The organism is Bradyrhizobium sp. SMVTL-02 (assembly GCF_051853005.1).
Taxonomy (GTDB): Bacteria; Pseudomonadota; Alphaproteobacteria; order Rhizobiales; family Xanthobacteraceae; genus Bradyrhizobium.
In genome coordinates, this window is the sequence record NZ_CP182469.1 from 3156372 (window position 1) to 3175060 (window position 18689).

At 63.3% G+C, this 18689-nt stretch carries 17 protein-coding genes; 9 read left to right on the plus strand and 8 right to left on the minus strand.

Translation table 11 applies throughout. From position 1 onward, the window contains the following. Positions 1–53 precede the first annotated feature (53 nt). Together istA and istB are read left to right on the plus strand one after the other, a co-directional pair. Positions 54–1835, plus strand: a complete 1782-nt coding sequence (gene istA / locus ACNJYB_RS14625) for an IS21 family transposase (protein ID WP_439375470.1) — start codon at positions 54–56, stop codon at positions 1833–1835. Further along, the gene (istB, locus tag ACNJYB_RS14630) at positions 1813–2580 is read left to right on the plus strand and encodes an IS21-like element IS1631 family helper ATPase IstB (protein ID WP_271608671.1); all 768 of its coding nucleotides are present in this window, start codon (positions 1813–1815) and stop codon (positions 2578–2580) included. Before istA ends, istB begins: the two co-directional genes overlap by 23 nt. 320 nt (positions 2581–2900) lie before the next feature. Here the strand turns inward: istB and ACNJYB_RS14635 are convergent, their stop codons facing one another. The 3 genes from ACNJYB_RS14635 to ACNJYB_RS14645 form a co-directional block, all read right to left on the minus strand. Then, positions 2901–4148, minus strand: coding sequence for an HlyD family type I secretion periplasmic adaptor subunit (locus ACNJYB_RS14635; protein ID WP_439374594.1), 1248 nt, complete (start codon positions 4146–4148; stop codon positions 2901–2903). Continuing rightward, positions 4138–6357, minus strand: a complete 2220-nt coding sequence (locus ACNJYB_RS14640) for a type I secretion system permease/ATPase (protein WP_439374595.1) — start codon at positions 6355–6357, stop codon at positions 4138–4140. The genes ACNJYB_RS14635 and ACNJYB_RS14640 overlap by 11 nt, the downstream gene beginning before the upstream one ends. A gap of 282 nt (positions 6358–6639) precedes the next feature. Beyond that, positions 6640–8334, minus strand: a complete 1695-nt coding sequence (locus tag ACNJYB_RS14645; protein ID WP_439374596.1) for a TolC family outer membrane protein — start codon at positions 8332–8334, stop codon at positions 6640–6642. Between the two features lie 650 nt (positions 8335–8984). On the opposite strand from ACNJYB_RS14645, the gene ACNJYB_RS14650 reads away from it, so the two are divergent. Further along, positions 8985–9167, plus strand: coding sequence for a hypothetical protein (locus tag ACNJYB_RS14650; protein ID WP_439374597.1), 183 nt, complete (start codon positions 8985–8987; stop codon positions 9165–9167). Here ACNJYB_RS14650 and ACNJYB_RS14655 read toward each other — a convergent pair. Next, positions 9164–9379 carry a hypothetical protein gene (locus ACNJYB_RS14655; RefSeq protein WP_439374598.1) on the minus strand — a complete coding sequence of 72 codons (216 nt, stop codon included), beginning with the start codon at positions 9377–9379 and terminating at the stop codon, positions 9164–9166. The genes ACNJYB_RS14650 and ACNJYB_RS14655 overlap by 4 nt on opposite strands. A 918-nt stretch (positions 9380–10297) precedes the next feature. On the opposite strand from ACNJYB_RS14655, the gene ACNJYB_RS14660 reads away from it, so the two are divergent. Then, the gene (locus ACNJYB_RS14660; RefSeq protein ID WP_439374599.1) at positions 10298–10717 is read left to right on the plus strand and encodes a hypothetical protein; all 420 of its coding nucleotides are present in this window, start codon (positions 10298–10300) and stop codon (positions 10715–10717) included. A gap of 3 nt (positions 10718–10720) precedes the next feature. After that, entirely contained in the window at positions 10721–10984 is a 264-nt protein-coding gene (locus ACNJYB_RS14665; protein ID WP_439374600.1) for a hypothetical protein, read from the plus strand. Positions 10985–11077: 93 nt separating this feature from the next. On the opposite strand, the gene ACNJYB_RS14670 is transcribed toward ACNJYB_RS14665, so the two are convergent. Next, positions 11078–11353, minus strand: coding sequence for a hypothetical protein (locus ACNJYB_RS14670; RefSeq protein ID WP_439374601.1), 276 nt, complete (start codon positions 11351–11353; stop codon positions 11078–11080). Between the two features lie 101 nt (positions 11354–11454). Continuing rightward, a complete protein-coding gene (locus tag ACNJYB_RS14675) occupies positions 11455–11883 on the minus strand; it encodes a GNAT family N-acetyltransferase (RefSeq protein ID WP_439374602.1) in 429 nt (142 codons plus the stop codon). Between the two features lie 274 nt (positions 11884–12157). Between ACNJYB_RS14675 and ACNJYB_RS14680 the strand changes: the two genes are divergently transcribed. From ACNJYB_RS14680 to fabI, 4 genes are read left to right on the plus strand one after another with little or no spacing between them, the layout of a single operon-like run. Beyond that, positions 12158–14386 (plus strand): DUF3141 domain-containing protein, encoded by a 2229-nt coding sequence (locus ACNJYB_RS14680; protein ID WP_439374603.1) that lies wholly within the window; start codon positions 12158–12160, stop codon positions 14384–14386. Between the two features lie 29 nt (positions 14387–14415). After that, on the plus strand, positions 14416–15378 hold the full coding sequence (locus tag ACNJYB_RS14685) for a phosphate acetyltransferase (RefSeq protein WP_439375555.1): 963 nt from the start codon (positions 14416–14418) through the stop codon (positions 15376–15378). Positions 15379–15382: 4 nt separating this feature from the next. Then, positions 15383–16597: an acetate/propionate family kinase gene (locus tag ACNJYB_RS14690; protein ID WP_439374604.1), complete on the plus strand. Its 1215-nt coding sequence runs from the start codon at positions 15383–15385 to the stop codon at positions 16595–16597. Further along, a complete protein-coding gene (fabI, locus tag ACNJYB_RS14695; protein WP_439374605.1) occupies positions 16594–17382 on the plus strand; it encodes an enoyl-ACP reductase FabI in 789 nt (262 codons plus the stop codon). The genes ACNJYB_RS14690 and fabI overlap by 4 nt, the downstream gene beginning before the upstream one ends. A gap of 184 nt (positions 17383–17566) precedes the next feature. Here the strand turns inward: fabI and ACNJYB_RS14700 are convergent, their stop codons facing one another. Beyond that, positions 17567–18025: a MaoC family dehydratase gene (locus ACNJYB_RS14700; protein WP_439374606.1), complete on the minus strand. Its 459-nt coding sequence runs from the start codon at positions 18023–18025 to the stop codon at positions 17567–17569. A 10-nt stretch (positions 18026–18035) separates the two neighbouring features. Continuing rightward, a complete protein-coding gene (locus ACNJYB_RS14705; protein WP_439374607.1) occupies positions 18036–18686 on the minus strand; it encodes a 3-oxoacid CoA-transferase subunit B in 651 nt (216 codons plus the stop codon). Positions 18687–18689: the final 3 nt, after the last annotated feature.

Sequence of the window (18689 nt, forward strand, 5' to 3'; positions counted from 1 at the left end):
GATGTTCACCGTCAGCGCCGCTGAACAGCGGTAGCCGGTCAGGCAGGACGTTTATTTTCGGTCCCTTTAGCCAGCAAGGGGCCGGGGAGTTGAACGTCTTGAAGCCACACCTGCAAAGCACGGTATTTACGCTACTCGATCGCAACGCCAGCCAGCGCGAGATCCACAGGCTGACGGGGATCGATCGCAAGACGATCCGGCGTTACCGGGCGCTGCGGGCCGGTGCGGAGGCAAATTCCCCCGGGGAAGCGACCACCGGCCCGGTGAGCGTGGACGGCCAAATTCCTCCACCCCGACCACCGGCTTCTGGGGCATCAGGAGCGACGGTCACCAGCAGCCTGGCCCGTTCGGCTTGCGAACCGCATCGGACGTGGATCGAAGAACAGGTCCGCCTGAAGCGGAATGCGCAGGCGATTTACCAGGACCTTGTCGATCATTTTGGCTTTCCGTCCAGCTACCAGAGCGTCAAGCGGTTTGTGCGCACGTTGCGACACAGCGATCCCGAGCAGTTTGATCGACTTGAGTTCCTGCCCGGCGAGGAGGCCCAGGTCGACTATGGCGAGGGCGCTCTGACGATTGATCCCAGGAGCGGCCGGTACCGCCGTCCCCGCCTGTTCGTGATGACGCTGCGTTACTCGCGGCGCAGCTTCCGGCGGGTGGTCTGGAAGTCCAGCCAACACGTCTGGGCGCAGCTCCACGAAGAGGCGTTCCGGTATTTTGGCGGGGTCCCCAGCTATGTCGTGCTCGACAATCTGAAGGAAGGCGTCCTCAAGCCGGATTTGTACGAGCCCGAGCTCAACCCGATTTACAGCGCGATGCTGGCTCATTACGCCGTGGTCGCCGATCCCGCGCGTGTGGCCGATCCCAATCGGAAAGGATGCGTCGAGAGTGCGATTCAACATACCCAGGGCACCGCGCTGGCCGGACGGCGCTTCGAGACACTGGAAGCCCAGAACGAGTTCTTGAGGCACTGGGAGGAGAATTGGGCCTCCAAGCGCATCCACGGCAGCACGCGTCGTCAGGTCGAGGCGATGTTCCAGGAGGAGAAGCCACACCTGCGGCCGTTGCCAGTGGCTGCCTTCCGCATCTTCACCGAGGTCGTTCGGACCGTCTGCGACGATACCACCGTGCGTGTTGATAGCAGCTATTACGCCGCGCGGCCTGCGCCCATCGGCAGTCAGGTCGTGGTGCGGATCTACGCCTCCACGATCGAGATCCGTGATCGCCACACCCATGCGCTGCTGCGTGTTCATCCCCGGATGACGCACTCCGGTTCTGTCGTCCTGCCGACCAGCGAACGGCCGTTCAATCCGTCGCGGCAAACCGCCGTGCTGCTGGCGAGCGCCGAGCGCATCGGGCCGCAGACCAGGGCGCTGTGCCAGCAAGTGTTCGACACCGAGGGGCGCCCCGGACAGCGCGCGATGTGGGGCATTGTCGGGCTGGGCCGGAAGTATCCGGCACGGCTGGTCGAGCAAGCCTGCGCGCACGCCGTCGAGAACCGCATCTACCGCTACAAGCACGTGCGTGCGACCGTCGAGCGGTTGTTCGAACAGGCGATCGCGCAGGTTGGAGCGACGCCACAGCCGGCATCGTCGCTCACCCAGGATCATCCGCTGATCCGCGCTCCAGCCGAATACGGCGATCTCTTCAGCCGTGCCGTGCGGCACGATGCCGGCGACAATGGCCGGCAGGCCGAGGCTCACGGCGACCGCACCCCTGCAACCCGCGCTCGTGGCGCCTGCGCAACCCCGGCCAGCTCCGGCGCCACGAGCGCTCCCGCGGCTTCTCACCTCACACTGGAGACCAAACCACATGATGACCATGCCGGAAATTGAGCGTTGCCTGCGACAGCTGCGCCTGTCGGGCGTTCGCGACACGCTGCAGACGCGCGTGCTGCAGGCGCAGGGCGCCAACCAGCCATTCCTCGAGACCTTCTCCCTGATCCTGCAGGACGAACTGGACCGTCGTCAGTCCCGCCTTATCGAGCGACGATACCAGCAATCCGGGCTCGACGAAAAACTGACGCTCGCCGAGTTCGACTGGACCTTCAATCCCAGATTGCCGCGCCAGACTTGCTTCCAGCTCCACACCCTGGCGTTCATTGCCGCCGGCGAAAACGCGCTGCTTGTCGGCAAACCTGGCACCGGGAAGTCCTACATCGCCAAGGCGATTGCCTATCAGGCGATCCTGCAAAGCCACAAGGTCCAGTATCTTGAGACCGACGACTTCTTCCACCGCTACGCCATGAACTCCCCGGCACAACGCGAGGTCCGGCTGCGAACCATCATCGACTGCGATCTCCTCGTGCTGGACGATCTGTTCCTCGCACGCGCCATCCCTGACGACGCCGGCGCATTGCTGCAGACCCTGATCCATCAGCGCTACAAACTGCGCCGCAGCGTCATCGTTACCTCCAATCGCGTCGTGCAGGACTGGGGGACATACCTGGGGGACAACACCATGAGCACGACGATCCTCGATCGCCTGATGCATCATTGCCATCTGCTTGAGTTCGACGGACGCAGCTATCGGCTCAAAGAGGCCGCTGAAACTCTTGCCCGGGAAACAAAGGCAAACTAACAATCACCATGTCCTGCCTCGCGGGTGGAGGAATTTGACTGACCATACCCGGAGGAATTTGAAGTGACCCGCGGGGAAATGGACGCTTACCGAGATCCGATGGCGCCGCATACTTTTTCCGTGCTTCCGGTGAACAGATTCCCTGTTCGCCAACGAAAAATACCCTGTTCCGAGTGAGGCGCATCGCGCCGCGGCGTTTGGAATTTCCGAGGATTTTCAGGTGATTGCCAATTCTCTTGGCGAAGACGGCTCCGCGAGAGGCGTGCGTTTTCCCTGCAAATTTCCGTGTTCGCAGGGAAAGGATCTTTTGCTTTCTTGATTTAGTGCTCGCGCAGGGCCTCGTCCCGCAAGGTGCGGGCCGGCTTCAGGATGTAGTCGAGAACGCTCTTCTTGCCTGTCAGGATCTCGACCGTCGTGATCATGCCCGGAATGATCGGAAGCGGAGTTTCCTCCGTGCCGAGATGGTTCCTCTCGGTGCGAACCATGACGCGATAGTAGGTCTCCGGCCGTTGCGCCGCCTCTCCTTTGTCGTCGAGGATCGTGTCGGCGCTGATCCGCTCGACCTTGCCGGCAAGATGGCCGTAAACGGAGGAGTCGTAGGCGGAGATCTTGACCACGGCATCCTGGCCCGGGCGGATGAACGCGATGTCCTGCGGCCTTATCTTGCCTTCGACCAGCAAGGTATCGTCGAGGGGAACGATGTCCATGAGGTTCGCGCCCGGCTGAACGACGGCGCCGATCGTGGTGACGTTCAGCTTGTTGACGATGCCGCGAACCGGCGAACGCAGATCGGTCCTGCGCACCCGGTCCTGAGCGGACTTGATGTTCTCGTCGAGGACCGCGAGATCGGCCCTTGCCTTGGCGAGGTCTTCGTCCGCCTGCGCCCGGAAGGTCGAGATCGTGGTCGCAATCTTCGCCTTGGCTTCGGCGATCTGCCCTTTCGCTTCTGCGGATTGGCGCTCCAGCCGGAGCATCTCGATTTCGGGAACGACCTTCTGCTCGTACAGCTTGCGCGTCAACGCGAGCTCTCGATCGAGCAGGCCGGATGTCTGAGTCAGCCTCGTGATCTGCTGATTGAGAACGTCGACGTCCTGCGCCACCTTGAGCGCGCGCGTCTTGAATACGCTCCGTTCTGTCGTCACGGCAGCGGGGACAACGCCCTCGATCTGGTCGGGAAAGACGATCTCGTTACGGCCCTTCGCTTCGGCGTCGAGCCGCGCGAGGCGGGCCGCCATCGAGGCACGGCGCTCCCGTATCTCGCCGAACTCGGAAGCGAACTTGGTGTCCTCGATCCGCATCAGGGACTGCCCCTGCTGAACCACCGCGCCCTCCTGGACGAGGATGTCGCCGACGATCCCGCCTTCCAGGGATTGCACGACCTGGATCTGCCGCGAGGGCACGACCTTGCCATTGCCGCGCTTGACCTCTTCAAGCACGGCGAAATGAGCCCAGATCAGGAATGTGGAGAGGAGGGCGAGGAACGCCCACAGCAGCATGCGGGAGGTCCGCGGCGTTCTCAACTGAACGGCCGCGCGGATATCGTTGGCGTAGGCGAAATCAGCTGACATTGGACTTCTGCGCCGGCGAGACGTGTTGAACCACTCGGGGATTGACCGCCGGCTCGGCCGACGGAGTCTTGCCTTGCAACAGGCTCAAGACGTGATCGCGCGGCCCGTCGGCGACCAGGCGGCCGTTGTCGAACAGCAGCAGCCGGTCGACCATGGTCAGCAATGAAAGACGGTGCGTGGAGATGATGATGGTCATCTGCGCGTCGTCGAGCTTCTTCAGCCGCTCGAGGAACTCGCTTTCGCTGCGGACGTCGAAATGGGCGGTCGGCTCGTCCAGGAACAGGACCTTGGGCTTGCGGATCAAGACGCGCGCGAGGCCGATGGCTTGCTTCTGGCCGCCCGAGAGGCTGCGTCCGCCCTCGGCAATGGGCATGTCGTAGCCCATGGGATGACCTGCGATGAAGCTTTCGACGCCGGCCAGGCGCGAGGCCGCGAGCACTTCCTCGTCGGTCGCGGCCGGATAGCCCAAGGTGATGTTGTCGCGCAGCTTGCCGAAGAACAGATCGGTGTCCTGCATGGCAAAGCCGATACCGGCGCGCAGGTCGGCGGGATCATACTGGCGCGAGTCGACGCCATCGACCAGGATGCGGCCATCCTGCGCCTCGTAGAACGAGAGCAGTAGGCGCCCGACGGTCGTCTTTCCCGAACCGACGCGGCCGATGATTCCAACGCGCTCGCCGCTCTGGATCTTGAAGGTGACCTTGTCCAGCGCCTTTGCAGGCGCATTGGGATAGGTGAACGAGACGTTCTCGAAGCTGATGGTGCCCTGGTCGATCTTTCTGGCGACATAGGTCCGTTCCGGCGAACGTTCCCGCTCCAGGGTCATGAGCCGATCGATGGATTTGAGCGCCGAGAAAGTTTGAGTGCCACGGGTGATCACGGAGGCTATGCCCGCGATCGGCGCCAGAACCCGGCCGGCGAGCATGTTCGCCGCGACCAGTGCGCCGACCGTCAGGGTGCCGTTCTGGATCAGAAAGACGCCGATCACGATCATGAGCAGGCTGGTCAGCGTCTGCGCCGAGTTGGCTGCAGTCAGCGCCAGGGACGACCAGAAGTGCACGGCCTCGCCGGAGCGGGCCGTTGCTGCGACCGAACGCTCCCAGGCCGTCTGCATCCTTGCTTCACCGCCCGAGGCGCGCACGGTTTCGAGGCCCGCGAGCGATTCCACCAGCACGCCGTGGCGGGCCGCCGACTCGGCTTGCAGGCGCTTCATCGCCCGATTGAGCGGACGTTGCAGCACGAGGCCAATCCCGATCATGACGGGCAGCATCAGGAGCGGCACCCAGGCCAGCGGCCCCGCGACCACGAAGAGAACGGCGACAAACAGGATCGCAAACAGCAGATCGGTTGCCGAGACGACGCTGCCCGAGGTGAAGAACTCGCGAACGGAATCGAAATCGCGAAGCTGGTTGGCAACGATGCCGACGGATGTCGGCCGCTGCGACATCTTCACGGCCATGACGTGTTCGAAAATGTTGGCAGCAAGGACGACATCGATCGTCTTGCCCGTAACGTCGATCATCTTGCTCCGGACCATCCGCAGGATCAGATCAAAGACGATCGCAAGACCCATGCCGATCGAGAGCGCGATGAGCGAGGGGATCGCTCCGTTCGGGATGACCCGGTCATAGACGCTCATCGTGAAGAGCGGCATGGCCAGCGCCAGAATGTTGATCAGCAGCGCCGCCAGCGCGATGTGTCCGTAATTGCGCCAATGGGCCTTTACGACGGACCAGAACCAGTGCTGCCGGGGAAGGCTGCCGGCCGCAACGGCTCGCGGGTCCGACTCGGCGGCTGCCCGCACCAGAAACGCGTAGCCCGTATATCCCGCAGCAATGGCGTCGAGGGTCACCATCTCAGGCACATACGGCCGGTTGCTGGGGTCGATCACCCTTGCGCTACGCTTGGCCTCGTCGATGCTCAGCAGGACCAGCGTCGTGCCGTTCTTCATGATCAGCACGACCGGAAGGACGAGCGGCGGGATGTCGAGCAGCTTGCGTTTGGTGGCCTCGGTCTCAAGGCCTGCGCGGCGCGCGGCGCGTTCGTAGAGCGCGACCGACAGGCGCCCGTCGAGGATCGGCAGGCCGCCGAGCAGGCCGTCGCGTGTCACGGCTCTGCCGTGATGTCCGGCCAGAAAGATGAGCGAGTCCAGCAGGGGATCGCTTTGTTTCGCTGTGACTTGCGCGGCGCGCGCCGACGCTGCGGACACTTCGCCGATGTTGTCCGGGCGCGCACCTGGGGCCGAAGCCGTCTTTGTTTGACGAAACAACAAGCTGATATGCCTTAAATGAAAAGCGATGACGCGAACTTGGCAAAGTCGTCGCGAGACTACGACGAATGGCGAGTTAATTCATTTACTTATTTGGGCGGTCGGGATTAACGATTAACAACCGCGCGCCCGGAAGGCTATCCGTGCGTTATCGGGGGCGCATGAAATAGAAAAGCCCGCACAAATGTGCGGGCTTGCTCAATGGTGATTCGGCCGACGTTGCTATTTTGTAATCGGCGAGAATGCGGTCAGCAGCCAGTGGGGCCGCTCGGCCGCGGCATATGAGCTGCGCTGGTCGGCCGCGCTGTCGAGCATGATCGGCCCGCCGGAGCCTTGCCGCTGCTGCACAAACCAGGCCGACACGCCGGCAACCTTGGCTGACGACGGCTCACCGGACCAGCGATCGCCGAAAGCTGACGTGGCAGGCCCGGTCGCAGCATAGGACAGGCGGACGGGGGCTGCCGTCGGCGCGGGGACGGCAGTCCGCAGCGGCTCCGGACCGCTCTGCGGCAGCGTCCAGCGGAACGTCGGCGCCTTGTAATCCGGCAGGCCGAACAGGTTGAGATCGGTCGGGGCTGCGTCGACGGGCGGCGGCGCCTTCAGATACTCGATCAAGGTTCCCGTCGCAGCGAGCAGCTGGTAATCGGCGAACACCACGACCCCTCGCGCCGAGGTCAGCGAAACCTGCGCATTGAAGAACTGGTTCTGGGCGTTCAGGAGGTCGATGAGCGAGCGCTGGCCGAGCTCATACTCCTTCTGGAAGGCGGCAATGGTCTTTCGGGCGGCCTCCAGCTCGCTGGTCAGCGCCGCAATTCGGGTCTGGGTGACCGTACGGGCATTCCAGGCCTTGTCAATCGACTCATACGCATCTCGCTGCAGGCGGGCGTGCCGTGCGGTCGCTTCCGTGAACCGTTCGGCCTTTTCCGAGCGATTCCAGGCGTCCTGGCCGCCCCGGAAGATGTCCCAGGACATCACCACCTTGCCGCTGTAGTCCTCATGGGTGACGGCAGGCGAGCCCGGGGCCGCGACGTAGGGGAAGGAATTGTCGTAATGAGTCGCCCGACCCTCGAGATAGAATTTCGGGGCAAACAGGCCGTCCGTGGACTTGAAGGCGTGCTTGGCGGCATCGACATCGGACTGGGCCGCGTTGATCGTCGAGTTGAACCGCAGCGTCACCGCCAGCGCTTCATCCCGGCTGGCCGGGAGCCCCCGCAGCGGGCCCGGGAAACGCACGTTGTACGGCTCTATGCCGACGACCTTGCGGTACTTCGCCCGTGCGTCCTCGAGGCTGCGGCGAAATTCGGCGAGCGCCGCGCGAGCGCTTTCGACGCGTTCCCTCGACTGCTCGAGGTCGCCTTCGCCGGCCCGGCCGCCCGAAAACCGCGAGTTTACGTTCGAGAAGATCTTCTCGTGATTGGCGACGTTCTGCTGGGCCAGGCTCACCAGGCGCATATAGCGCACGACGTCGATGTAAGCTTCGGCGGCGTCGAGGGCGATGAGCTCGGTGCGTTCCTTGACGCGTGCTGCGGCGGCGTTCACCCGCGCATTCTGACGCCACACCTCGTGGATCGAGGTGAAACCATCAAAAAGGAGCTGCCGGACGACGACGGCTTCCTGGCTTCCGTTCCGCCACGGCCCGGACCCCGTCGTTGGAACGGCAATGCTCGGAGCTACGAAGCCGGGCGATTGATCGAACTTCTCCGGGCCGTAGCTGGCGTCGATGCGGATCTGCGGTAACAGCGTACTCTGGGTCTGGCGGAGCTCGCTTTCGGTTGCGCGGCGGTTGGCTGAAGCCTCGCCCACCCCCGGGTTGGTCTGCATCGCCTGTTTCAAGGCGTCGTTGATTGAAAATTGCTCGGCTTTCGCGGGGGCGACGGCCAGGATGATCGTTGCGAAGGCTAAATGCGCCGGCTTCATGGTCCCCACCAGAAAAGGCTTTTAACAAATATTATTGCGTGGGAACAATTAGCAAAATGCTACGGCCGCACCTATGACATTTCAGTCACAGCTTGTGGCAATCGATCCGACGTCTCTTGCGTGAACGACACAGTGCCCAGCCCCGGCGGCCCAATTAACTGCCTCAGGCGAGGAAACAGGGCCTTCTGCGGCGCACAAATTCCGCATCTAATCTGCGCCGTAGCAACCTGATTTCCCTGATCAATCGCGCTGCTGCTGTGCTGCAATGTGGCTGTCGTTCAATTGGTCCGTTCCGGGTGTTGCAGGCGGGCCACGACGTTATGCGCCGCTGGCTGGATGCGGCCTCCACGCCGCAGTTGGAAAGCGCCGGGTGGCCGCACCATCCGCTTTCGTCGATTCGGATCCGCTTGCCCTGATCCGCCCGCGCAGGTTGCCGGCAGGGCGATGTCCCCGGTTCCATCCTCATGGCCCGGGCAGTACGCCCCCGGGAATTACCGGCACGCGCATTCAAGTTAAGGGCGGGCAGCGACAGCAGCCATCCCGATGCAAACTTTGCTTAAGGTGTCAGACACATAGTGAATGCATTTCAGCGAAGAGGTTGAAAGGCATGAATTATGAATTCAGATCTTCGAGCCGAGGTGGAGAGCCTCATGCAAGATATCCAGAAGCGCCAACGGCACATTGAGGACCAAGTGTTTCTCATCAACATTCTCGAGCGGGACGGGCACATCACGCTCGACCAACAGGCCACCCTCGGATTTGAACGCAAGCAGCTTGCGCTTCAAATGGAGCGGCAGACGAACCTGCTCTTGAAGGCGCGGATCCGAGCCTAGCGCCATTCATTCTCAGGCAGGGCTCCCGGCGGCGGCTTGAGTTGCTCGAGCCCGTCGTCGATCGCCCCAATGTCCTCTTCCATCCGCTCGATGCTCCGGCTCGGATCGATGCCTGACACGGTCCGGAGTTGCTCGAGCAACTGGCGCCGATGCTCGCGCAGTTCTTCGAGCCCACGCCGGTCCTGCAGCACCACATGAGAGGCAACGATCAATTCTATGGATGATGGCAATGCAATACCTGTCGATTAAATGTTTCGATTAAAGCGTTTATCATAGAGCATTAGGTGAACCGGAACAGATCGTCTTCATCGACCTTAGGACGATGAGGATCTGCCGGAAGCATGTTGTCGTCTCGTTGGCGCAGATGCACAAGTCTCTTGCTCTTCGTCCGAAGGGCGCCATGGCCAGCCGGAAAAACCGCTCGATCCCTGCTCTCTGCAGGAGCGCACACGGCAGGACGGCGCGATTCGTCCGCGACGACGCATCGCGCTGGTTTCGGTGCTCGACTGCCGTGTCGAAGGATGTGCATCGCGCGGGCGGGTTCTTTACGGCCGGCGTTAAGATCATTAATTTCATTTCGCTATTTTTTGATTTGTTTTGCCCGGGTCAGCAGCCATTTCGCCAAGGCAATTGCAGACGATGTGTGATCGTTGCGCGATCTTCGACAGGAAGATTCAAAGATTCAAGGAACTCTTCGTTCAGCTGTCCGATTTCGATGACGGCCCGCTCGAGCAGATCATGTGGAGAATAGCGAGGCTCCGGAGCATGAAGGCTGCGCTTCATCACAAAGACGCACCGCCCGATCCTTCATGAGCACCGGGAGGGAAATGCAAAAACCGGTTGGCCGAGTCTGCGATTTCGTTGATCTAGGTCAAAGCAAATCCGCATCCTTGGTGAATCACGCAGAGTGTATGAACCAGCCCCGGCAGCTTCACCGGCCTGTTGAGATTGCGGGAAAAAAGGAAAAGCGTTCGCCAGAACGTTGATGAAGCAGCCTTCTTTCGAGATTCCACACAGCAATATCCGGCGAGATCATCGGGGCGCTTATCACTGCGTGCACGCTTCGATGGCAGGAGGGGCTTGGCAGGGTCGGGAAAAATAGGCAATATTCAATTTTTGGACTTTGACGTATGCCAGCTTATCTCGTCCGCTTGATCGACAGTCATCAGATCGTTGGCCTTTTCTCCGCCGATCATCCCAGAAGTCTTGCCCATTCAGTCCAGGAATGGACGGAGCGGGACCGTTGCGAATATGTCGAATTGCCAGCCGGCGGCCTGGTATGGGGGGAGGCTGCGGTTCGGGTGCCTATGAACCCGGGCATCGAGAGAGATGCCGACTGGAACTTGCCCGAATTGCCTTTCACGAGCGCGACCCTGTCTGAAACCTGGCTCAATGTGCTCTACGGCTACACGCCCGGGCTTCGTTGGACGAAATTCAGGGCCAGGAAGGCAGCGAAATCGACATCAGCCGAGCTTCCAGAGCCGGTGAGCTCGGCGCAGATCATTCCTCTGCGACCGCGCTCCCCGGCAGACGGCCAGGCGAGAAGATGAGCAATGACGGCTGAGAAGCTGCGTAGTCACGTCACCTACTTGACTGAATTGGGACCGGATTCCGAGGGGCGCGACGTTTTCGTGGGCCTCACTTACGGAGAAACTGTCTGGCTGATCGACTTTCGCGAGCGGCGTGCGCGCGGTGAGCCGGGATGGAGCCGGGATCACGCCGCTGCTCGCGAGCTGGCAGCAAGGCACAATACAGCACACATCGAGATCGTGACCGCACAGGCGGAAAAGCGTTTCGAAAATCCGACCATCCATTAAAGCGCGATGGGCCGCGCAGCCCCGTCCTGCGGATGCAGATCATCCGCAGGATTCATCTCGTGTCCCTTCATCTCGTATTCCTTTCGACGATCCTCAGCGGCAGACATATGTCCCGTTGACCAGCACGCGAACGCATGCCGTGCCTGCGGCGGCGGCGCCAACGGCCGCGGTCCCGACCACCGCGCGCCTGGTGGTCCGGCGTGCCACGCCGGCGACTGACACGGGAGTCAGGGGACGTCCGACCCGTGCATCTGCCTGGCTGAAGGACAGCGATGGTCCCTGGCTGGATGATCCATCGATCGAGACGGACATGCCTGCACCGACCAGGATGGTCGCAACAAGCAGCTTACCGAACATACCACACGTCATGACGACCTCCGTCTTTGCGGCAATGGTGTCGACTGACCCACGGGCCGGCGGGTGAACCGTTGATCAAGATCAAGGGAACGGTCCGAAATCCACCGAGGTCATCAGGTCAGCTTCAACGCCAGATGAATCGTCTGAGGATCCCGCTTCGCCGCAGGGCCGAAGCCGAGCCTCTCGAAGACGCGGCGCATCGCGGTATTGTCCGACAGGACCTCCGCGGTCAGCGCAGTCAGCCCGGCCTCGCGCGCGAGCGCGATGAGATGTTGTGCCAGCAGCGTGCCGACGCCACGGCCCTGCCAGGCATCGACAACGACAAAGGCCATTTCTGCGCAGCCGGGCGCCGCGACGACGTAACGGCCTCCGCCTATGATGACGTTGCGGCCCGCATCGTCCGCGCAGGCAACCAGCGCCACGTGAGTCTGGAAGTCGATCTCCATGAAATAGGCGCGCTCGCTATCCGAGAAATGTCGCTTCGGTGCAAAGAAACGACGCTGGCGTGTTTGCATGCTGGTCTGCTCCAGCGCATCGAGCATCCCGACCTCATCCTCCGGCCGGAGTGCCCGGATCTCCACCGGGGTTCCGTCACGTAGCGTCGCCCGGCAAGTGAAACTCGCTGGAGTCCCCATCGGGCGTCCTTTCCCCGTTCAGCCGTTTCGCCGATCGCCCCCTGGCCCGGATCGAGCCTGCAAAATGCACGTCGCCAGCCCTGCGCAGGGAACCTCGCGCTCCGTCGCCGACCGTTGACCTAAATCAACGTCGGCAATCCGCGCGCTCCTTGAATGGGCGGACGCGACGGCGAGGTCGAACATGACGATGGAAAATCTGAAACTGCCTGACGGCCCGATGTCGGGGCTTGTGGCCTCCGCCGTCGAATACATGGTCGATGCGGGGCAACGCAGTGTGCTGTTTCTGGACATCATGCGCCAGCGCGGCGACCAGTACCGCGAGCATGTCGCGCAGGTCGCGCCGCATGTGCTGCAATATGCTGCCGAATTGATCGTCGACGGCCGCACGCTGGAGGAGCCGGTCAACTACGCGCTCGTGCGCATCATTCCGCCCAAGGATGTCGAAATCGACATGAGCCGCCGGCCATTCGTGGTGGTCGATCCGCGGGCCGGCCACGGCCCGGGCATCGGCGGCTTCAAGGCCGACAGCGAGATCGGCGTCGCGATGAAGGCGGGGCATCCCTGCTACTTCATCGGCTTCCTGCCCGAGCCGATGCCGGGCCAGACCATCGAGCGCATCGCGCGCGCGGAAGCGAAGTTCATCGAGACCGTCATCAGCCGTCATCCCGAGGCCGACGGCAAGCCCTGCGTGATCGGCAATTGCCAGGCGGGCTGGGCCGTCATGATCCTGGCGTCGCTGCGGCCGGAGTTGTTCGGGCCCCTGATCATCGCCGGCGCGCCGCTGGCCTATTGGGCCGGCGTGCACGGCCAGTATCCGATGCGCTATTCCGGCGGCCTGCTCGGCGGAAGCTGGCTGACGGCGCTGACCAGCGATCTCGGCGCCGGCAAGTTCGACGGCGCCTGGCTGGTGCAGAACTTCGAGAACCAGAACCCGTCCAACACGCTCTGGACCAAGCAGTACAACGTCTATTCCAAGGTCGACACCGAAGCCGAACGCTACCTGGATTTCGAGCGCTGGTGGGGCGGGCACGTCAACCTAAATGCCGAAGAGATCCAGTTCATCGTCGACGAGCTGTTCATCGGCAACAATCTCGCCGCCGGCCGCATCGAGCTGTCGGACGGACAAAAGGTCGACCTGCGCAACATCCGTTCGCCGATCGTGGTGTTCTGCTCCAAAGGCGATAACGTCACGCCGCCTCAGCAGGCGCTTGACTGGATCCTGGACTGCTACGCGGACGTCGACGAGATCAGGGCGTATGGCCAGACCATCGTCTACACGGTTCACGACAGCATCGGCCATCTCGGCATCTTCGTGTCGGGCGGTGTCGCCAAGAAGGAGCATGCCGAGTTTTCGAGCAACATCGACTTGATCGACGTACTCCCGCCGGGCCTCTATGAGGCGACGTTCGAGGCGAGGGGCGAGGAGACGCTCAATGCCGATCTCGCGACCGGGCAGTGGGTGATGCGCTGTGAGGCGCGCACGCTCGACGATATCCGCGCGATGGGAGGCAATTCGCCCGAGGACGAGCGGCGGTTTGCCGCCGCCAAGCGCGTCTCGGAACTCAATCTGGCGGCTTATCAGAAGTTCGTCCAACCCTGGGTCAAGAAGATGGTGACCCCGCAAATGGCGGACTGGGCGCGCAACATGCATCCGCTGCGAATGCAATATGAGGCCTTCAGCAGCAAGAATCCCTGGATGTCCACCATCCAGGCGGCCGCCGATCGCGTCGAGGACAACCGCAGGCCGGTCTCGAAGGACAATCCGTTTCTGGCAATCCAGGAGCAGATGTCGAAGCAGATCGTCCATGCGCTCGATAGCTGGCGCGACGCGCAGGAGGCTCTGAGCGAGACCATCTTCCTCAATGTCTATGGCTCGCCCTTGCTTCAGGCGGCCGTAGGGGTCGATCCGAATTCCGTGCCCTCGCAGCGCCGCGAGATGTCGGCCGAGCATCGCGCGATGCTCGAGAGGCGCATCTCCGAGCTGAAATCGCGCATCGGCGAGGGCGGGCTTCGCGAAGCGGCGATCCGATCGCTGCTCTATGTCGGCTCAGCCCGCGGCATGGTGGACGAGCGCAGCATCGAGGCACTGCGGCAGATACGGCGGGACCATTCCGGCGCCCGGATGACGCTGCCCGAGTTCAAGATGCTGGTCCGCGAGCAGTTCTTCATGCTGCTGCTCGATCGCGAATATGCGCTGGCCGCGATCCCGAAATTGCTGCCCGACGACATGGGCCTGCGGCGCCAGGTCTTCGCCGCGATGCGCGAGGTGTTGTCGGCGAGCGAAGATATCACGGGTGAGCGCGCCCATCGTCTGAAGCAGATCGCCGGGCTTTTCGGTCTGGACGGAGAAGGGGAGCTGACCTCGACGGTCACCCCTTTCGACTCGAAAGCAGAAGCAAAAGCGTCGTAATCAGGATTGGCGGAAGCGGGAGTGACATGATGTCGGCCGACACGACGGGGGCACATTCCGGCACCAAATACGACCGCCTGATCGCGGCGGCAAAGGCGGGGGCGCCCCTGCCGACCATCGTCGTCCACCCCTGCGACGAGACCTCGTTGCGCGGTGCGGTCGACAGCGCGAGCGCGGGCATCATCCGGCCGATGCTTGTCGGACCCGAGCGGAAGATCAGGGACACGGCCGCGAAATTCGGCCTCGACGTGTCCGGGTTCGAGATTGTCGATGCCGCGCATAGCGACGAAGCCGCGGCCAAGGGCGTCGAGCTCATCCACGCCGCCAGGGGCGATCTGCTGATGAAAGGCAGTCTGCACACCGACGAATTGATGCGCGCCGTCACAGCCAAGGTCGGCGGCCTGCGCACCGACCGGCGGATCAGCCACGTCTTCGTCATGGACGTGCCGGCCTACGCCGAGACCATCTTCGTGACGGATGCGGCCATCAACATCTTCCCCGATCTCGACGCCAAGCGCGACATCATCCAGAACGCGATCGACCTCTACAACCAGGCCGGCTTCGGCAAGACCCCGCGGGTTGCGATCCTGTCGGCGGTCGAGACCGTGACCTCGAAAATCCCCTCGACCATCGAGGCCGCCGCCCTCTGCAAGATGGCCGATCGCGGCCAGATCACCGGCGGCATCCTCGACGGCCCCCTGGCGTTCGACAATGCCATCGACATGGAGGCCGCGCGGATCAAGGGCATCACCTCCGAGGTTGCCGGCCGCGCACAGATCCTGGTCGTTCCGGACCTCGAGGCCGGGAACATGCTGGCCAAGAACCTCGCCTATTTCGCCAAGGCCGACGGCGCGGGCATCGTGCTCGGCGCCCGCGTCCCGGTGGTGCTCACCTCGCGGGCGGATTCTCCGCGCGCGCGCATGGCATCCTGCGCGGTTGCCGCGCTCTATGCTCGCGCTCGGCGCCAGAAGGCGCCAACAGTGGCCGCGTGATGCCATGGATACGATCCTCGTCGTCAATGCCGGCTCCTCCAGCGTCAAGTTTCAAGTCTTTTCGATCGAAGGCGAGGGGACCCTTCGGCGGCAGATCAAGGGACAGATCGACGGCATCGGCAGCCGGCCGCGTCTGCGGGCCGGCGGCACGGGCAACGGCCCCTTGGTCGATCGCGCCTATCCGATCGAGACCGTGCCGGATGTGCCGGCGGCGATGGCTGTCGCCGGCGACTGGTTGCGGAACGAGTTCCGGGTCGCGCCGGTCGCGGTCGGCCACCGTGTCGTGCATGGCGGTCCGGACTATTCGCGGCCGGTCGTGATCGACCACGGCGTCGTGTCCCGCCTTGAGCGCTTCGTCAGTCTGGCGCCTCTGCATCAGCCGCATAATTTGGCGCCGATCCGCTCGCTCCTCGCGGACTTCCCGACGTTGTTCCAGGTGGCCTGCTTCGACACCGCTTTCCACCGCACGCATGACGCGGTCGCAGACCACTATGCCATTCCGCACCAGCTGCATGCCGAGGGCGTGCGGCGCTATGGCTTTCACGGCCTGTCCTACGAATACATCGCCCGGACGCTGCCCCATGTCGCGCCCGAGATCAGCAGCGGACGCGTGATCGTCGCGCATCTCGGCAGTGGCGCCTCGATGTGCGCATTGAAGGACGGGCGCAGCGTCGAAAGCACCATGGGATTCACCGCGCTCGATGGCCTGCCGATGGGAACGCGGCCGGGGCAGGTCGATCCCGGCGTCGTGCTCTATCTCATCTCGGAGAAGGGCATGTCGGCTCCGAGGGTGCAGGACTTTCTCTACCGCGAGTGCGGACTGAAGGGCCTGTCCGGCGTCAGCAATGACATGCGCGAGCTCGAGGCGAGCACCGATGCCCATGCAAGGCTCGCGATCGACTACTTCGTCTACCGGATCGGGCTCAGCGCCGGCATGTTGGCCGCGGCCTTGCAGGGTTTGGACGCCTTCGTCTTCACCGCCGGCATCGGCGAGAACTCGGCATCGATCCGGGCGCGCGTGGCAGAGCAGCTCGCCTGGCTCGGTGTGACCCTCGATGCCGACGAAAATGCCCGTCATTCGCGGCTGATCTCGCATTCCGGCAGTCGCATCCCCGTCTATGTCGTCCCGACCGACGAGGAGCTGATGATTGCGCAGCACACGCTGGCGATGCTGGTCAACGGCTCGTCGCAAAACACACGATCTGAGAGGGCGTCATGATCCCAGTATTCCCGGACAGCAAGGTGGCCCTGAAGGGAAAGAGGGGCCTGATCGTCGGCATCGCCAACGACCAGTCCATCGCCTGGGGCTGTGCGCGGGCGTTTCGTGCACTCGGCGCCGATCTCGCCGTCACCTACCTGAACGATCGCGCCAAGAAGCATGTCGAGCCCCTGGCGCAGGAGCTGCAGGCGCCGATCTTCATGCCGCTGGACGTGATGGTCGAAGGCCAGATCGAAGCGGTGTTCGAGCGCATTGCGGCCGAGTGGGGCCAGCTCGACTTCCTGCTTCATTCGATCGCCTTCTCGCCCAAGGAGGCGTTGCACGGCCGCGTCGTCGACGTCGGCCGCGACGGCTTCCTCAAGACCATGGACGTTTCGTGCTGGTCGTTCATGCGCATGGCCCATCTCGCCGAGCCGCTGATGAAGAACGGCGGCACTCTGTTCACCATGACCTATTACGGCAGCCAGATGGTGGTGGAGAACTACAACGTCATGGGCGTGGCCAAGGCCGCGCTCGAGGCGTCGGTCCGCTACATCGCGGCCGAACTCGGTCCGAAGGGCATCCGCGTTCACGCGATCTCGCCGGGCCCGCTGGCGACGCGCGCCGCCTCAGGCATTCCCGAATTCGACGAGCTCATGGACAAGGCGCAGTCGAAGGCGCCGTCGCGCAGCCTCGTCAGCATCGACGACGTCGGCAACGCCACGGCCTTTCTGGCGCTCGACGGCGCCAAGCTGATCACCGGCGGCGTGCTCTACATCGACGGCGGCTATCACATCATCGACTGACCCCGGCCGCGTGTCGTCACGCCGCCTTGGCAGCCAGTGGGCTGTGGGCTGATCTTGGCATCATGCCAGTGTTTTGCCCGACGGGTCAAACGGCTTTCGCCGGCAGAAAAGAGCCGGAAGAAAAAAGCGCAATGTCGTCAATGCCCCCGCTACTGTGCATGGGGTTGTTTTCGACCTGTTTGATTCAGCGATAGTGCAGGGCGATCAGCTCGGCGACGCAGGCGGGCTTGTTGCCCCCTTCGATCTCGATCACGAGGTGATAGTTGACGCGCAGCCCGTCCGGCGGCACGTCCTCGGCTTCGGCGACGGTGACGCGGCCGCGCAGCCTGGAGCCCGCCGGCACCGGTGCCAAATATCTGATCCGGTCGGCGCCGTAGTTCAGCGTGTTGCGCAGGCCCTTCAGGCCGATCACCGAGCGGATGAAGAGCGGCGCGAGCGCCAGCGACAGCAGGCCGTGGGCGATGGTGGTGCCGCCGGGCATCTCCCTGGCAGCGCGCTCCTGGTCGACATGGATCCATTGCTCGTCGCAGGTCGCCTCCGCAAACTGGTTGATGCGCTCTTGCGACACCTCGACCCAGTCGCTGACGCCGATCTCGGTACCGACGGCGGATTTGATCTCGTTGAAATCGCTGAAGACGCGCATGGTCACCCCGTCAGATCTTCATTTCCGGGACGGTGTCGGGAATGGCGAGCTCGGCCTCCGTCACCGCCAGGACCTCGCCGATGCTGATGCCCGGTGCCGTTTCCAGCAGCGTCGCCTTGCCATCGGGAAAGCCGATCACGGCCATGTCGGTGACGACGAGGTTCACCGGTCGTGCCGAGGTCAGGGGCAGCGTGCATTTGGCAACGATCTTCGACTTGCCCTTGGCCGCGTGCTGCATCGCGACGATGACGCGCTTGGCACCGCTGACGAGATCCATCGCGCCGCCCATGCCCGGGACCATCTTGCCGGGGATCATCCAGTTGGCGAGCAGGCCGTGCGCATCGACCTGAAGGCCGCCCAGCACGGTGACGTCGACATGGCCGCCGCGGATCAGGCCGAACGACATCGCGCTGTCGAAGGTCGCGGCGCCCGGAAGCGCGCTGATCGGGCGGCCGCCGGCATCGGTGAGCAGGGGATGCGCCAGGCCCTGCTCCGGTATCGGCCCGGTGCCGATCAGCCCGTTCTCGGACTGGAAGAAGACCTTGAGATCGGATGGCACGTAGTTCGCGACCAGCGTCGGGATGCCGATGCCGAGATTGACGAGATTTCCTTGGCGGAGCTCCTTGGCGACGCGCCGGGCAATGATGATCTGCGGATCCATGGG

Coding starts and splice junctions, on each gene's coding strand:
- ACNJYB_RS14685 (WP_439375555.1), top strand. CDS start 14,416: ATGTCGGCCGACACGACGGGGGCACATTCCGGCACCAAATACGACCGC.
- ACNJYB_RS14680 (WP_439374603.1), top strand. CDS start 12,158: ATGACGATGGAAAATCTGAAACTGCCTGACGGCCCGATGTCGGGGCTT.
- ACNJYB_RS14645 (WP_439374596.1), bottom strand. CDS start 8,334: ATGAAGCCGGCGCATTTAGCCTTCGCAACGATCATCCTGGCCGTCGCC.
- ACNJYB_RS14705 (WP_439374607.1), bottom strand. CDS start 18,686: ATGGATCCGCAGATCATCATTGCCCGGCGCGTCGCCAAGGAGCTCCGC.
- ACNJYB_RS14670 (WP_439374601.1), bottom strand. CDS start 11,353: ATGACGTGTGGTATGTTCGGTAAGCTGCTTGTTGCGACCATCCTGGTC.
- ACNJYB_RS14650 (WP_439374597.1), top strand. CDS start 8,985: ATGCAAGATATCCAGAAGCGCCAACGGCACATTGAGGACCAAGTGTTT.
- fabI (WP_439374605.1), top strand. CDS start 16,594: ATGATCCCAGTATTCCCGGACAGCAAGGTGGCCCTGAAGGGAAAGAGG.
- ACNJYB_RS14660 (WP_439374599.1), top strand. CDS start 10,298: ATGCCAGCTTATCTCGTCCGCTTGATCGACAGTCATCAGATCGTTGGC.
- ACNJYB_RS14675 (WP_439374602.1), bottom strand. CDS start 11,883: ATGCTCGATGCGCTGGAGCAGACCAGCATGCAAACACGCCAGCGTCGT.
- ACNJYB_RS14700 (WP_439374606.1), bottom strand. CDS start 18,025: ATGCGCGTCTTCAGCGATTTCAACGAGATCAAATCCGCCGTCGGTACC.
- ACNJYB_RS14665 (WP_439374600.1), top strand. CDS start 10,721: ATGACGGCTGAGAAGCTGCGTAGTCACGTCACCTACTTGACTGAATTG.
- ACNJYB_RS14690 (WP_439374604.1), top strand. CDS start 15,383: ATGGATACGATCCTCGTCGTCAATGCCGGCTCCTCCAGCGTCAAGTTT.
- istB (WP_271608671.1), top strand. CDS start 1,813: ATGATGACCATGCCGGAAATTGAGCGTTGCCTGCGACAGCTGCGCCTG.
- ACNJYB_RS14635 (WP_439374594.1), bottom strand. CDS start 4,148: ATGTCAGCTGATTTCGCCTACGCCAACGATATCCGCGCGGCCGTTCAG.